The organism is Streptacidiphilus cavernicola, from assembly GCF_042510955.1.
In the GTDB taxonomy this organism is placed as follows: Bacteria; Actinomycetota; Actinomycetes; order Streptomycetales; family Streptomycetaceae; genus Streptacidiphilus; species Streptacidiphilus cavernicola.
In genome coordinates this window covers 34,090-48,670 of record NZ_JBHFAB010000036.1, presented here as the reverse complement: position 1 = coordinate 48,670, position 14,581 = coordinate 34,090, and the positions used below count along the sequence as shown (strand labels likewise).

Genomic DNA, 14,581 nt, shown 5'->3' with positions numbered 1-14,581 from the left:
CAAGCTGACCCCAATGCGGGCCGCTGTCAAGACACTTCACACCAGCGGCTGCCGTCCGTACGGTCCGGGGATCTCGCCCGAGCCGCGGGCGATCAGCCGGGTCGGTAGCACCACCGTGCGCGGCGGCGAGCCGTCGCCGTGGATCCTCGCGAACAGCAGGTGCGCCGCGGTGCTGCCCATGGCCACCGGGTCCTGGGCGATCACCGTCACCGGCGGGTCCAGCTGCGCCGCCAGGTGGAAGTCGTCGAAGCCGACCAGCGCCGTCCCCGGCGGCAGCGCGGCCCGCACGCCGAGCCCGACGATGCCGTTGCTGGCCAGCACGGCGGTGGGCGGGTCCGGGTGGGCCAGCATCCCGGTCACCGCCTCGGCGGCGTCGGCGCCCAGCCGCAGGCCGTGCCGGACGATCGCCTGGTCGGCCGGGATGCCCGCGCCGGCCAGCGCGGCCAGGTAGCCGGCGTAGCGCTCCTCGATCGTGGAGATGTCCAACCGGTCGCCCAGGTAGGCGATCCGGCGGTGCCCGTGGGCGATCAGATGGGCGATGGCGCCGTGCGCCGCACCGTGGTTGTCGACCACCACGGCGTCGGTGCGCAGCCCGGCGGCCGGGCGGTCGGCGCAGACCACCCTGGTCCCGGTGGCCATGGCGTTGCGCAGGAAGCGGTGGCTGCCGGAGACCGGGATCAGGATCAGCCCGTCCACCCGGCGCGAGGTGAACGCGGAGACCACCTCGCGCTCCCGGTGCAGGTCGTCCCGGGAGGAGCCGATCAGGACCACGCTGCCCTGCTGCCGGGCGACGTCCTCGGCGGCCGAGGCCAGCGCCGCCATGAACGGGTCGGCGACATTGTCGACCAGGATCCCGACGGTCTGGCTGATCTGCCCCTTGCGTCTCAACTGCCGCGCCACATCGTCGCGTTGGTAGCCGAGGACGCGGATGGCGCGGTGCACCCTGGCGGCGGTCTCGGGCATCACCCCGGCCTCGCCGTTCACCACCCGGGACACGGTCATCGGACTGACGCCGGCCCGTTGGGCAACGTCCTTCATCGTAGGCCGGGCGATCACGCTCCGGGCCCCCCTCCGACGCAGGCGGCGTCCGTCGAGTGGTAACGATACAACGCAAGACAACGTCTGCAAGCCTCTTGACGGTGGCTCAATCCAGGGTCGACCATCGGAGACCTGTTAACGATACCAAGCGGCCCAGTCGCCGACGGGATGACAACGATGTCTATTGCGGAAAGACAACCACTGCTCGCGGCCCGCGGGGTGGTGAAGCGGTTCGGGCACGTCCAGGCCCTGCAGGGGGCGGACTTCACCGCCTACCCCGGCGAGGTGGTCGCGCTGATCGGCGACAACGGGGCGGGGAAGTCGACCCTGGTGAACGTGCTGTCGGGGGTGGTCCCGCCGGACGGCGGCGAGATCCTGCTGGACGGCGAGCCGGTGCGCTTCGACGGGCCGATGGACGCGCAGCGGCACGGGGTGGAGACGGTCTACCAGGACCTCTCGCTGGCCCCGCACCTGGACGCCGCGGCCAACCTCTACCTCGGCCGGGAGCTGTTCCGGGGCGGCGTTCTGCGCCCCTTCCACGCGCTGGACCGCCCGGCCATGCGCCGGGCCGCGGTCGAGGCCTTCGCCGAGCTCGGGGTGAAGCTGCTGGATGTGAACGCGCCGGTGGGCTCGCTCTCGGGCGGCCAGCGGCAGTCGGTCGCGGTGGCCCGAGCGGTGGCCTTCGCCCGGAAGGTGATCTTCATGGACGAGCCCACGGCCGCGCTCGGGGTGGTCCAGCGGGGCCGGGTGCTGGACACCGTGCGCCGGGTCCGCGACCGGGGCGTGAGCGTGGTCCTGATCAGCCACAACATGCCGGAGGTGCTGTCGGTGGCGGACCGGGTGGAGGTGCTGAGGCTCGGTCGCAGAGTGGCCTCCTTCACCGCGGCGGATACCTCCATCGAGGAGCTGGTCGGCGCGATGACCGGTTCCCTGGACGAGCAGAGGAGCGCCTGATGACCTCGGTGGAGCAGCAGAGCAGTCCCGCCGTCGCCGAGGCCCCCGCCCCGCGGGTGCCGGACTGGGCGCGCCGGGTGCTGCGCCGCAACGAGACCTGGACCTTCGCGATCCTGGTGGCCCTGGTCGCCTACTTCTCGATATCCGCGCCGGGCAAGTTCCTCACCGTCTACGACATCACCCAGATCGCCGTGAACGCGGCGATCTACCTGGTGCTCGGCGTCGGCATGACCTATGTGATCATCACCGCCGGGATCGACCTGTCCATCGGCTCGGTGCTGGTGCTGGCCGCGGTCGCGGCCGGTGAGTACAACATCCACCACGGCGCGGCCGACGCGGGCTGGTTCACCGTCGCGGTCGCCATCGTGATCGCGTTGGCGGTCGGCGCGGCCTGGGGCGCGTTGCAGGGGGCGCTGGTCGCCACCGGCAAGATCCCGGCGCTGATCGTCACCCTCGGCGGGCTCGGCGCGGCGCTCGGCCTGGCCGAGATCGCCACCGGCGGCCAGGACCCGTCCGGCGCCGTCTCCGCGCACCTGCAGAACAGCCTCGGCTACGGGAAGCTGCTCGGCATCCCCTGGCTGGTGGTGCTGGCCGCGGTGGTCACCGTGGTGTTCGGACTGCTGCTCGGCGGCACCCGGTTCGGCGTGCACACCTTCGCCATCGGCTCCAACCCGGCCGCCGCGCGCCGGGCCGGCATCCCGGTCGGGCGGCACCTGGTGAAGGTGTACGCGCTGATGGGCCTGCTGGCCGGGCTTGGCGCGGTGATGTGGCTGGCCTCTTACGGCACCACCTCGATCGCCGGGCACTCGACCGACAACCTCAAGGTCATCACCGCCGTGGTGCTCGGCGGCACCAGCCTGTTCGGCGGGCGCGGCTCGGTCCTCGGCACGGTCATCGGGGTGTTCATCCCGGCGGTGCTGACCACCGGCCTGATCGTGGTCGGCGTCCAGCAGTACTGGCAGGACGTGGCAGTGGGCGCGGTGCTGGTCGGCGCGGTCTACCTGGACCAGATCCGCAAGCAGGGCCGCGAGCGGATCTGACGTACGTACAACGGGACAGCGACGGAAGGGAAATGAGCAGAATGAAGGCGATGGCACGAGGTACTGACCGTAGAACCGCGAGAGCCCTGCTGGTCCTCGGGGCGGTGGTTCCGCTCGCGGTGGCGGGCTGTAGTTCCGGATCGGGGTCGGCCTCGGGGTCCGGCTCGGCGAGCGGCGGATCCGGGCTCGCGGGCAAGAGCATCACCCTGATCACCGGGGTGAAGAGCGACCCCTTCTACATCACCATGACCTGCGCCGCGCAGGCCGAGGCCAAGGCGAAGGGGATCAAGTTCACCGCCGACGGCTCGGCGCAGTGGGACGTCTCGGTGCAGCGCCCGCTGATCGACTCGGTGGCCGCGGCCCGGCCGTCCGGCCTGATGATCTCGCCGGTGGACACCGCGGCGCTGACCCCCTCGCTGAAGCAGATCCAGTCCTCGGGGACCAAGGTCGCCCTGGTCGACACCTCGGTGACGGACACGTCGGTCGGTGTCACCCGGATCTCCTCGGACAATGTGAAGGGCGGTCAGGTCGCCGCGGACGCCCTGGCCAAGGAGATGGGGGAGAAGGGCTCGGTGATCGTGATCAGCGTCAAGCCGGGCGTCTCCACCACCGACGACCGGATCAAGGGCTTCACCCAGGAGATGGCGAAGTACCCGAACATCAAGGTGGTCCCCACCCTCTACGACGACGACCTGCCGGCCACCGCGGCCTCGCAGATCCAGTCCACCCTGGCCGCGCACCCGGACCTGGGCGGGGTCTTCGCCGGGAACACCAACACCGCGCAGGGCATCGCCACCGGGCTGAAGCAGGCGAACAAGCAGGGCGCGGTCAAGGTGGTGGCCTTCGACGCCGAGCCGGACGAGGTGACCGCGCTCAAGGCGAACACCATCCAGGTCCTGGTCGCCCAGGACCCGGCGGCGATCGGCACCCAGGCGGTGGACCAGCTGGTGAACGCGTTCCAGGGCAAGCCGGTCACCCCCTCGATCGGCACCACCATGGTGGCCATCACCTCGCAGAACATCGACGACCCGGCGGTCGCCAAGTACCTCTACAAGGGCGCTTGCTGACCAGTCGTCGACTAGCGCAGCGGCCCCGCTCCCCGCACCCGGGGGAACGGGGCCGCTCCGGTGTTCCCGGCGGCTACCAGCCGACGGCGACCTCCAGCCACTGCGGGTCGCTGTGCGAGATGAACGAGGACTGGCCGGCCACGTCGTCGTAGGGGAAGCCGTAGGCGAGCCCGTTGATGTCGTTGTCGTGCCAGAACTTCGCGTAGTAGTTGGCCGGGGCGGCCTTGTAGTACTGGGTGGGGTCGGCCTGCTGGGCCGCGGTCAGCCCGGCCACGTGCCGGTTGAGCGCGGCGCAGTCGTTGGGATCGCCGGCCAGGGTCCCCGCGCATCCGAAGATGTTGGAGGTGGACTCGTTGATCCCGGCCGAACTGGCATAGGAGGTGAAGTAGTTGGCGTTCGCTCCGCCGGTCTGGAAGCTGGGGTCGCTGCCGGGGGCGATGATCCGGTACGGCGCCTGGGTCTGCGCCAGCACCTTGAACTGCTGCGGCACCGCGTCGATGAACCGCTGGAAGGTGACCGAGCGGTCCTCGGCGAAGACCGACTGGGTCTCACCGACCTGGACGTCGTAGCCGTCCTTGGCGTGCAGCCGCATCGCGAGCTTCAGCCCGAAGGCGTCCACCCGGGTGGTGTTGCCGTTGAAGACGTTGGCGCCGACGGTGAACTCGATGAAGTCGTAGTACGGGCTGGTCGGCGAGCCGAGGTAGAAGTACATCCGCCCGGCCGAGTTGGCGGGCATGTCCAGGTAGGGCTGGTCCGCGATGGAGTGGGTCTGCCCGTTGAAGCTCCAGTACACCTGGCTGTCCGGGTACTTGCCGTTGGTGCGGTTGAGGATCTTCACCTCCACCACGTTCTGCGCGGCCGGGATGGTGCTGGTGTCGCCCCAGAAGCCGTTGGGGTCGGTGCTGGCCGAACTGCTCGGGCTGGCGCTGGCGCTGGTGGACGGGCTGCCGGAGCCGACCGTGTGCACCTGGAACTCCCAGAGCGAGTAGCCGTACTGGGTGGCCCGGGTGGTGCCGTACATCCGCAGGTAGCGGCCGGTTCCGGTGACGTTGAGGGTCTGGGTGCCGCCGGTGCCGGTGGTGGTGGAGTAGACGGAGGTCCAGGTGGTTCCGTCGGGGGAGGTCTGGATCTGGAACGCGGTGGCGTAGGCGGCCTCCCACTGCAGCACCACCTGGCAGATCTGCTGCGAGGAGCCGAGGTCCACCTGGACCCACTGCGGGTCGCTGAACGCACTGGACCAGCGGGTCCCCGGGTCGCCGTCGAAGGCCGCACTGGCCGGGGTGCCGGCGTTCTCGGTGGAGGACGCGGTGGCCGGCTTGCCCTGCGCGGCGTTGGCGGTGCCGCAGCCACTGCCGCCGGCCGGTGAGCCGTAGACCTGGAACTCCCAGAGCGAGTAGCCGTACTGGGTGGCCCGGGTGGTGCCGTACATCCGGACGTAGCGGCCGGTTCCGGTGACGTTGAGGGTCTGGGTGCCGCCGGTGCCGGTGGTGGTGGAGTAGACGGAGGTCCAGGTGGTTCCGTCGGGGGAGGTCTGGATCTGGAACGCGGTGGCGTAGGCGGCCTCCCACTGCAGCACGACCTGGCTGATCGACGAACTGGCGCCGAGGTCCACCTGGATCCACTGCGGGTCGCTGAACGCACTGGACCAGCGGGTCCCGGTGTTGCCGTCGAACGCGGCACTGGCCGGGGTGCCCGCGTTCTCGGTGGAGGACGCGGTGGCGGGTTTGCCCTGGGACAGCAGCGTGCTTGCCGCGCGGGCGGGGGACTGGGTGACGACGAGGGTCAGTGCCGCGAGCAGCGCGGCGACGACGGTGACGACGAGGAGCGAGGTGCGCCGCGAGTGCGACGGCGGCCGGGGTGCCGGCAGGGCTGTGCTGCTGGGCGTCAAGGGGGTTCTCCTGACCTGGGTGGGAGGTCCGCGCGGAGTCCTGAAGGGGCGTGAGAGCGCTCTCACGGGACTGATGTCTACGCCCTTGACGGCCTGCTGTCAACGTTCCTGACCAACAATCAACTCACATCCACTGCCTGCCTGCTGGGGACGCCGTCGGCGAGTTAGGACGGACGTAGGACGGTCGAAGGACCCGCCTGCCTAGCGTCTGCACAGGTGGACAACGCGGCCTCACCCGGTCGCGTCCAGCAGCGACGGAGGAGCACGATGGTGAAATTCCGAAGGAATCTCGCGGCGATCGCCATGGTCGGCGGCGTTCTCGGCAGTGGTGTCGCGGTGGCCGCGCCGGCCAGCGCCACGGTGGTCCAACTCTCCTGCCCGACCAAGGGCGTGACGGTGTACAGCGGTGGTCCCGACTTCTGCTACGGGCTGCGCGCGGACGGGAACACCGGCCCCGGCTGGGCCGACATCCCGAACACGTGGGGCGTGGGCAGCGTCGTCAACACCGGCTATGTCACCGACGCGAGCGGCTGGGCCCCGGTCCACTTCGCTCCGGGCTGGGGGGTCGTCATGCCGGACTGCGGGTCCGGCTGCCTGTGGACGACCTCGTGGATCTACATCACCAAGTAGCGGACCCCTCTGCGGCGGCCACCGGTTCCGGGTGGCCGCCGCCACCGACCGGGACGACCGAGAGCAAGCGAGGTTGCGTGGTGCGCGGCAAGGGCCTGAGGGCAGCGGCAGTTCTGGCGACGGCGATCGTCACCACGTCGTGCGGGCACGGCTCGGCGACGCGGTCCGGCGGTGCGCCGCCGCCGCTGGGCCCGGTCCCGGTGATCACGTCGATCGACCAGATCACCCGGCCGATCGACTCCTACGAGGTCACCGTCGCCCAGACCAGGACGCTGTTCCAGGCCGCCACGGTGGTGACCCAGCAGTGCGTGCGGAGTTACAGCCTGTCCTATCCGGCCCCGCAGTGGGACGACGCGTTCAGCGACACGCCGCAGCAGCTCAAGGAACGCTCCGTGGTCTACGGGTTCTTCGATCCGTCCGCGTCCCCGGGCAAGGGCTACGACGCGGTGGGCGTCGAGGCGGCCGGCGCCGAGCCGGTCCTGTCCGACGCGCAGTACACGGTGCTCGACGGCGTCGACCGGGCGACGAACAAGCCCGTCGCCGCCTATGACGGCAAGTCCGTGCCCGCGCACGGGTGCCTGGGCAAGGGCAGGGCGGAGATCGGCGCCGCGCCGATGCCCGCGGACTCCGGCCCGCTTCCGGACGGCGGGCCGACCGTCCCGGCGGACGATCCGCGGATGGTCGACGTCAACGCCAAGTGGAGCGCCTGCATGAAGTCCAGGGGCTTCGACTACGCGTCACCGTGGGCGGCCTACCTCGACCCGAAGTGGCGGACCAGGCCGAAGGGGTCGACCACCGCGCCGCAACTGCACACGCCGCTGGAGGTCGCCACCGCGGCCGCCGACCTGGCCTGCAAGCAGTCCACGAACCTCATCGGCGTCGCGGTCGCGGTCGAGACCGCGTACGACGACCAGTACATCCGGTCGCACGCGGCGGCACTCGCCCTCTTCAAGCAGCAACTCGACGCCCGGCTCCGCAAGGCGGAGCAGGTCATCACCGCGGCTCAGGCCGCACCACGCTGAACCACGGCGATCCAGGGACCCAGGGAGACGTCATGCGCGCCGGAGTGTACAGAACCCGTCCGCCACGCTTCGGGAAGCTCGACTGGAAGCGGCGGATCGTCGTCGCGCTCTGCCTGAGCCTGGTCGCCAACGGAGCGGCCGCGGCCACCGCGTTCGCCGCGCCGAGCCGGGCGAGCGCACCGCCGCGGCAGGGCGGCTCGGCCGACTTCGGCACAGCCGCGTCCTCCTCGCACGACCTCGCGGTCTCCGGATCGGGTGACGGCGACGGCTACCACATCCAGGTGGCGCACGAGAGTTCGGGCTTCGCGTGGCACGAGGCAGCCCTGCTGCACCCCGGCGGCCTGGACGAGTCGTCGTGGACGGGGTACCAGTGCACGTCGGGTGACGGCCGCTACGAGGCGGTGGCGGTGGCGCCCGCCTCGGCCGCCAACTCGACCGCGGGACGCGGCCACGGCGCCTTCGCGTACTCCGTCGACCTGGCCACCGGCCGGGTCCGGACGATCGCCAGCGGTGTGGCCCTCGTCTACCACTCGCCCGGATGCGGAACCGGCGACACGGCGGAGTTCACCGTCATGCTGGGCGACGACGAGCAGACCACCGAGATCGTCTCGGCCGATCTCGGGTCGGGCCGGGTCGAGCACACCAGCAGGGTCGCCGGCCAGCTGACGTCGGTGGTCCCCACCGCGAGCGGGGTGATCGGGGTGCTCGGCGACCGGCTGGTGTCGCTGCCCGAGTCCGGACCGCGGGCCGGCCTCCCCCGGACCGTGGCCACCGTCCCCGGCCAGGCCTACGACCTGCGCCCGGCGGCCGACGGGGGCGTGGACTTCCTGGTCGCCGCGGCGGGCTCGGGCACCGCCCGGCTCCAGCACGAGCGCGGCGGCGCCGTCACCGACTCGGGGAGCGGGAGCACCTCACGGCTCAGCCTGTTCTCGGGGCGCGGAGGACACAACATCGTGACGGGGGCCGACCACGTGGGCGCGGGCGCCTCGGTCCGCGCGGTCGACACGAAGTCGATCACCGACCCGCTGACCGTCTCGCTGGGTGGCGACGCGGTCTTCGGCGGGCAGCAGCAGAAGAAGGACGCGGGCGCGGCCCAGGCCTCGACCGTTCTCGCCACCCGCACCGGAAGGCTCGTCACCCAGCCCTTCGACAGCGCGACCCCGGCCGCGGCCACCACGGCGACCTCGGCCTTCGTCCCCGCGGGGGTGCGGAGGAACGCCCTGAACGCGGACCCGTCGGCCTCCGCCGCCCCGGCGGGGACCGCGTCCGCGAGGACCGCGTCCGCAGCGGCGCAGACCCCGGCCTGCTCGGTCCCCCGGAACAGCCCGACCTTCCAGACGATGCAGCAGGGATCGAGCCAGATCGACTGGGCCGCCCAGATGGCCGAGCAGAACCTGCTGACAGGCTCGGCCTACGCCCGTCCCGCGAACTTCGACAACATGGGGCTGGTCTCCTACTCGCCCAACAGCGACTTCGCGGCCGTGCCGCTGCTGCACCCGTCGAGCGACACCTGGAGCACGGTCCCGCGCTCGGTCTTCGAGGCGATCATGGCGCAGGAGTCCAACTGGGACCAGGCGTCCTGGCACGCCCTGCCGGGGATCCCCGGCAACCCGGTGATCGCCGACTACTACGGCGCCGCGGGGACGGTCGACACCATCGACTACGCCGCCGCCGACTGCGGCTACGGCATCTCCCAGGTGACGACCGGGATGTTCGCCAGCCAGACCGGCCAGCAGTACTCGGCCCACGGCCAGTGGAAGATCGCGGTGGACTACCAGGAGAACATCGCGGCCGGCCTGCAGATCCTGGAGCGGACCTGGAACTCCCTGTACAGCGCCGGGATCACCGCCAACGGCGGCGACCCGCGGTACCTGGAGAACTGGTACTTCGCGATCTGGGCGTACAACACCGGCATCGAGCCGGACGCCAAGCACGGCAACACCACCGGCTGCACCCCCGGTCCCGGCTGCGTCGGCGCGGACGGCACCTGGGGCCTGGGCTGGGCGAACAACCCCGCCAACCCGAGCTACCCGCCGAACCGCGCCCCGTACCTGGCCTACACCTACGCCGACGCGGCGCACCCGGCCAGCTGGCCGTACCAGGAGCGGGTCCTCGGCTGGATGGGCACCCCGCTGGTGCGCCTGGGAACCCGCGCGTACGCCCAGGCGACCTTCAACGGCGGCAGCAACTGGCTGGACATCCCCGCCTTCAACACCTTCTGCACCACGGCCGACGACCTCTGCACGCCGGGCGCCGCCAACCAGTCGGGCAACTGCACCCTGGCCGACCTGGAGTGCTGGTGGCATGCGCCGGTCAGCTGGATCCCCACCTGCTCGACGGCCTGCTCGACCAGCCCCTACACGGTCGGTTCCGGCTCCACCGAGCCACCGGTCACCGATCCGCACCCACCGGTCTGCAGCCTGGACACCGGCGTCGTGCCGACCACCTCCAACGGGCCGCCGGTCATCGTCGCGGCGCAGGTCGGACTGGCGGCGGGCAGGACCCCGCTGAACATCGCCGGCTGCCCGGCGACCTCGAACTGGTCCAACGGCGGAACCTTCACGATGGCCTACGGCACCGATGCCGCCGGCGACCCGACCGGTGCGATCGACACCCACCAGCTGGGCGCGGGCTTCGGCGGGTACATCATGTTCGACCACACCCAGAGCGGCGGTGAACCGGCCGTCGTCAACACCGGGACCTGGACCCCGACCCTGCCGTCGGTCCAGTACTACAAGGTCAAGATCCATATACCGGCGACCGGGGCTCGGGCCACCGACGTCGTCTACGCCGTCAACCCGGGCGGCGGCGCGAGCCCGTGGAAGATCCGGGTCAACCAGGCCTGGGGTTCCGACCAGTGGGTCACCATCGGGACCTTCGCGATGTCCCCCGGCGGAACCGTCTCGTTGTCGAACCAGAGCGCGATGACACCGGGCGGCTACGACGTCGGCTACGACGCCGTGGCCTTCCTCCCCCAGGGCGGTACCCCGGGTACGCCGATCGGCGGACCGCCCGGCATCACCGACGCGCCCGCCGGCAGCAACCCCGCCTGGGTCCAGTGCGGCTGCGCGACCCGTACGGCCGGCGACCCGGTCGACACGGCGACCGGCTACTACGGCGAGACCGTCGCCGACCTGTCCACGCCGGGCCGGGGCATGCCGCTGTCCTTCACCCGCAGCTACGACTCGGCGCTGGCCGATCCCGCCGGACCGGGCGGGGCGAATGCGGTCAACGGGCCGTTCGGCTACGGCTGGACCTTCTCCTACAACCTCTCCGCGACCACCGACGGCAGCACGGGCAACGTGACGATCCGGCAGGAGGACGGATCCCAGCTGACGTTCGTCGACACGTCCGGCAGCTACACGCCGTCGGCGCCGCGGTACGACGCCACTCTCACCAAGAACGGCTCCAGCTACATCCTCACCCGCAAGGGCAAGCAGATCTACACCTTCGACACCGCCACCGGCCACCTGCTCTCCGAGACGGACCAGGCCGGCGCGCACGCCACCACCCCCTATGCGACCACCCTCGGCTACAGCGGCGGCCAGTTGTCGACCATCACGGATCCGGCCGGGCACGTGTACACCCTCGGCTGGAGCGGCGGGCACATCACCAGCCTGAGCGACACCGCCGGCCGCCAGGTCGGCTACGCCTACGACAGCTCCGGCGACCTGACCGACGTCTACGGTGTCGGAACGACCCGGAACCCGACCCCGCAGGACGACGACCACACCGTCTACGGCTACAGCACGGCCTCGCACCTGCTCACCTCATGGCGCCAGGCAGCGTTCTTCGGGGACACCACGACCAGCCCGGCACCGGTGACCAGCATGGTCTACGACGCGTCGGAACGCGTCATCAGGCAGACCGACCCGACCGGTCACACCACCACCTTCAGCTACGGTCCGAGCAGCAGCCCGTCCCTGGTCGCGGGCCAGACGCTGGTCACCGACCCCGCCGGACACCAGGTCCTGGACACCTACCAGAACGGCCTGCTGGTCTCCGAGACGAAGGGGTACGGCAGCAGCACGCCGAGCACGTCGTCCTACACCTACGACCCGGTGAGCCTCGGCGTGACGACCGCGACCGACCCGCTCGGCCATGTGCAGACCTTCGCCTACGACGAGCACGGCAACAGGATCTCGGCCAGCGACGGACTCGGGAACACCACCGCCTCCACCTACGACGCCCTCGACGACCTGACCTCGACCATCAGCCCGCTGGGTGTGCTGACCAGCTACGGGTACGATCAGGCGGGGCACATCGCGGTGAGCGGAGGGACGAACAACGGGGCACTCACCTTCGGCCTGCCGACGAGCATCACCGTCAGCCAGCCGCAGCAGTCCGCCGAGATCGTCGACAGCAACCCGGCCGCTCCGCCGACGCGGACAACCGCCTTCTTCTACGACGACGCCGCCCACCCGGGCGACGAGACCCGCGTCGTCGACGCGAACGGCTACACCTCCTCCGCGACGTTCAACAGCAGTGGGGAAGCCCTCAGTAAGACAGACGCGATGGGGGACGTGTCCCGTTACGGCTACGACGCCGGAACCGGGCGGTTGACCTCGGCGGTCAGCCCGAACGGCACCGCCGCCGGGACGGTCCCCGGGTGCACACCGCCCGCCGAGGGATGCACCAGCTACGCCTACGACGCCTGGGGACACGTCGTCAGGACCACCGACCCGCTCGGCCATGCGACCTCGGCGGTCTACGACGCCGACGGAAACCGCACGTCGAGCACCGACGGCGACAACCGGACGACGACCTACGGCTACGACCCGGCGAACCGGCTGACCGTCACCACCAACCCGGACAGCACCCGGACCAGGTCCGACTACAACCCGGACGGCACCACCGCGGACACCGTGGACGCCGACAACGCCAAGACGCTGTACGGGTACGACAGCCAGGGCCGGCTGACCAGCCGAACGGATCCCGACAACCGGAGGACGAGCTACACCTACGACGCCGACGGGCATGTGCTGACCAGCGTCAACGCCGCCGACCAGACGGTCACCGACGGCTACGACGCGGCCGGCCATCCGACGTCGACCAGCTACTCCGACGGTGTCACGCCGAACGTCGCCTACCGGTACAACAGCGGGGGCGCGCGCACCGCGATGACCGACGGCACCGGCACCACGACCTGGTCCTACGACGCGTTCGGCGAGATCGTGTCGAAGACGAACGGCGCGGGTGCGGTGGTCGGCTACGGCTACGACAACGACGGGCACCAGACCTCGATCAGCTATCCCGGCGGCCCGAGCCAGACCGTCCTGCAGACCTTTGACAAGGCCGGGAGGCAGTCCACCGTCACCGACTGGAACGCCGCCACCACGCGGTTCGGGTACGACAACGACGGGAACCTGACCTCGACCGCCTACCCGGACGGCGACACCGTGACGAGCACCGTCGACGGCGCCGACCAGTCGGCGGGCACTGTGCTCAGCCACGGCACGAGCACCCTGGCCGCGATGGCGTACACCAGGGACGGCGCCGGCCAGGTCCTGACCAGCACACCGACCGGCCTGCCGGACCCGGCCCAGACCTTCGGCTACTCCGCCACCGGGCAGCTGACGTCCGCGAGCGGTACCAGCACGTCGTCGTACGGCTACGATCCGGCCGGCAGCCCGACCACGGTCGCCGGCAGCGCGCAGGGCTTCGACGCGGCGTCCCAGCTGTGCTGGACCCTCCCGGGGACGGCGACGAACAGCTCGCCGTGCGCCTCGCCGCCCACCGGAGCCACCAGCTACACCTACAGCGCGGTCGGCGACCGCGCGAAGACCCAGCCGGCCTCGGGAACGGCCAGCACCTTCGGCTACGACCAGGCCGACCGGCTCACCGGCTTCACCGGGCCCTCGGGCAGCGCCTCCTACGCCTACGACGGGGCAGGGCTGCGGGCGAGCACCACGACGGGCGGCGTGACCACCAGGTTCACCTGGAACGACGCCGAGACCGCCGACCTGCTCAGCGACGGCACCACGAGCTATCTCTACGGGCCGGCCGGCGCCGTCGAGCAACTCGCCGGGAGCACCGGCTACTGGTACCTGCACGACGCGCTGGGATCGCCCAAGGCACTCGTGGACGGCACGGGAGCGGTCGCGGCCAGCTTCGGCTACGACTCCTACGGACGGACCACCGCGACCACGGGGTCGGCGACCACGCCGCTGAGGTTCACCGGCGGCTACCAGGACGCCGAATCGGGGCTGCTCTACCTCCAGGCGCGGTACTACGACCCCGCCACCGCCCAGTTCCTGACCCGTGACCCCGCCATCGACCTCAGTCGGTCGGCCTACGGGTACGCCCAGGACAACCCGGGCAACGTGACCGACCGGAGCGGGCTGTGCTGGCCGCTCTGCACGATCGTCATCGGCGCGGTCCTCGGGGCGGTCGGCGGCGCGGCCGGAGGCATCGTGAACGGCGTCATCAACGGCAATCTCAATCTCAAGGACGTGATGATCGACTCGGTGACCGGCGCCGTCGCCGGCGGCGCCAGTGGACTCTGCGGTCCGGAGTGCGGCATCGGTGCGACGGCGATGACCGACGCCGCGGCCAACGGCGTGGGATCCTTCGCCTCAAGCGTCCTCACCCAGGCGAACGACAACGGCTGGGGCCATGTGGACTATGCGCACGCGGGGGTCGAGGGGCTGATCGGGGCCGGAGTCGGATTCGGCGGCGGAGCATGGGGAGCGGGCATGGCGTCCAACGTCGAGAGCGAGTTCGGGAGCATGGTGCTGAGCAACGGGCTGGCTGACTTCTTCGCCACCGGTATCTCCGGGCTGGACCCGCTCGGCCTGGTCTCCAACCCGCCGCCCTCGTTCAGCTCCTCGGGCGCCGGCTGCGGCCTGGGCCCGGCCGCCGCGTGACCTGACCCGGGGGGTGAGGCCCGCTTCGCCGGTCTTCACCCCCTGCCCTTAGGCTGAGCTGCGTCGATCTCGGCCG

8 protein-coding genes are annotated in these 14,581 nt (G+C 71.1%); 6 read left to right on the top strand and 2 right to left on the bottom strand.

The window, feature by feature from the left end; translation table 11 throughout:
• Positions 1 to 36: 36 nt before the first annotated feature.
• On the bottom strand, positions 37 to 1,038 hold the full coding sequence (locus ACEZDE_RS32150) for a LacI family DNA-binding transcriptional regulator (RefSeq protein WP_380544152.1): 1,002 nt from the start codon (positions 1,036 to 1,038) through the stop codon (positions 37 to 39).
• Positions 1,039 to 1,215: 177 nt separating this feature from the next.
• Between ACEZDE_RS32150 and ACEZDE_RS32145 the strand changes: the two genes are divergently transcribed.
• The 3 genes from ACEZDE_RS32145 to ACEZDE_RS32135 are packed head-to-tail and all read left to right on the top strand — an operon-like array spanning position 1,216 to position 4,099.
• A complete protein-coding gene (locus tag ACEZDE_RS32145) occupies positions 1,216 to 1,992 on the top strand; it encodes an ATP-binding cassette domain-containing protein (protein WP_380544131.1) in 777 nt (258 codons plus the stop codon).
• The gene (locus tag ACEZDE_RS32140; protein WP_380544128.1) at positions 1,992 to 3,032 is read left to right on the top strand and encodes an ABC transporter permease; all 1,041 of its coding nucleotides are present in this window, start codon (positions 1,992 to 1,994) and stop codon (positions 3,030 to 3,032) included. The genes ACEZDE_RS32145 and ACEZDE_RS32140 overlap by 1 nt, the downstream gene beginning before the upstream one ends.
• A gap of 50 nt (positions 3,033 to 3,082) precedes the next feature.
• On the top strand, positions 3,083 to 4,099 hold the full coding sequence (locus ACEZDE_RS32135) for an ABC transporter substrate-binding protein (protein WP_380544125.1): 1,017 nt from the start codon (positions 3,083 to 3,085) through the stop codon (positions 4,097 to 4,099).
• A 73-nt stretch (positions 4,100 to 4,172) separates the two neighbouring features.
• Here ACEZDE_RS32135 and ACEZDE_RS32130 read toward each other — a convergent pair whose 3' ends face one another.
• Entirely contained in the window at positions 4,173 to 5,987 is a 1,815-nt protein-coding gene (locus ACEZDE_RS32130; RefSeq protein ID WP_380544122.1) for a discoidin domain-containing protein, read from the bottom strand.
• Positions 5,988 to 6,254: 267 nt separating this feature from the next.
• On the opposite strand from ACEZDE_RS32130, the gene ACEZDE_RS32125 reads away from it, so the two are divergent.
• From ACEZDE_RS32125 to ACEZDE_RS32115, 3 genes are all read left to right on the top strand, one after another.
• Entirely contained in the window at positions 6,255 to 6,617 is a 363-nt protein-coding gene (locus ACEZDE_RS32125; RefSeq protein ID WP_380544119.1) for a hypothetical protein, read from the top strand.
• A gap of 80 nt (positions 6,618 to 6,697) precedes the next feature.
• Complete coding sequence (locus ACEZDE_RS32120; protein ID WP_380544116.1) at positions 6,698 to 7,639, top strand: hypothetical protein; 942 nt, start codon at positions 6,698 to 6,700, stop codon at positions 7,637 to 7,639.
• 32 nt (positions 7,640 to 7,671) lie between these two features.
• Positions 7,672 to 14,505 carry an RHS repeat-associated core domain-containing protein gene (locus ACEZDE_RS32115; RefSeq protein WP_380544113.1) on the top strand — a complete coding sequence of 2,278 codons (6,834 nt, stop codon included), beginning with the start codon at positions 7,672 to 7,674 and terminating at the stop codon, positions 14,503 to 14,505.
• The last annotated feature ends 76 nt before the right edge of the window (positions 14,506 to 14,581 follow it).

What these genes read in the sequence shown, in the direction of transcription:
- ACEZDE_RS32150 (WP_380544152.1), bottom strand. Translation starts at nt 1,038, where the DNA reads ATGAAGGACGTTGCCCAACGGGCCGGCGTCAGTCCGATGACCGTGTCC.
- ACEZDE_RS32145 (WP_380544131.1), top strand. Translation starts at nt 1,216, where the DNA reads ATGTCTATTGCGGAAAGACAACCACTGCTCGCGGCCCGCGGGGTGGTG.
- ACEZDE_RS32140 (WP_380544128.1), top strand. Translation starts at nt 1,992, where the DNA reads ATGACCTCGGTGGAGCAGCAGAGCAGTCCCGCCGTCGCCGAGGCCCCC.
- ACEZDE_RS32135 (WP_380544125.1), top strand. Translation starts at nt 3,083, where the DNA reads ATGGCACGAGGTACTGACCGTAGAACCGCGAGAGCCCTGCTGGTCCTC.
- ACEZDE_RS32125 (WP_380544119.1), top strand. Translation starts at nt 6,255, where the DNA reads ATGGTGAAATTCCGAAGGAATCTCGCGGCGATCGCCATGGTCGGCGGC.
- ACEZDE_RS32115 (WP_380544113.1), top strand. Translation starts at nt 7,672, where the DNA reads ATGCGCGCCGGAGTGTACAGAACCCGTCCGCCACGCTTCGGGAAGCTC.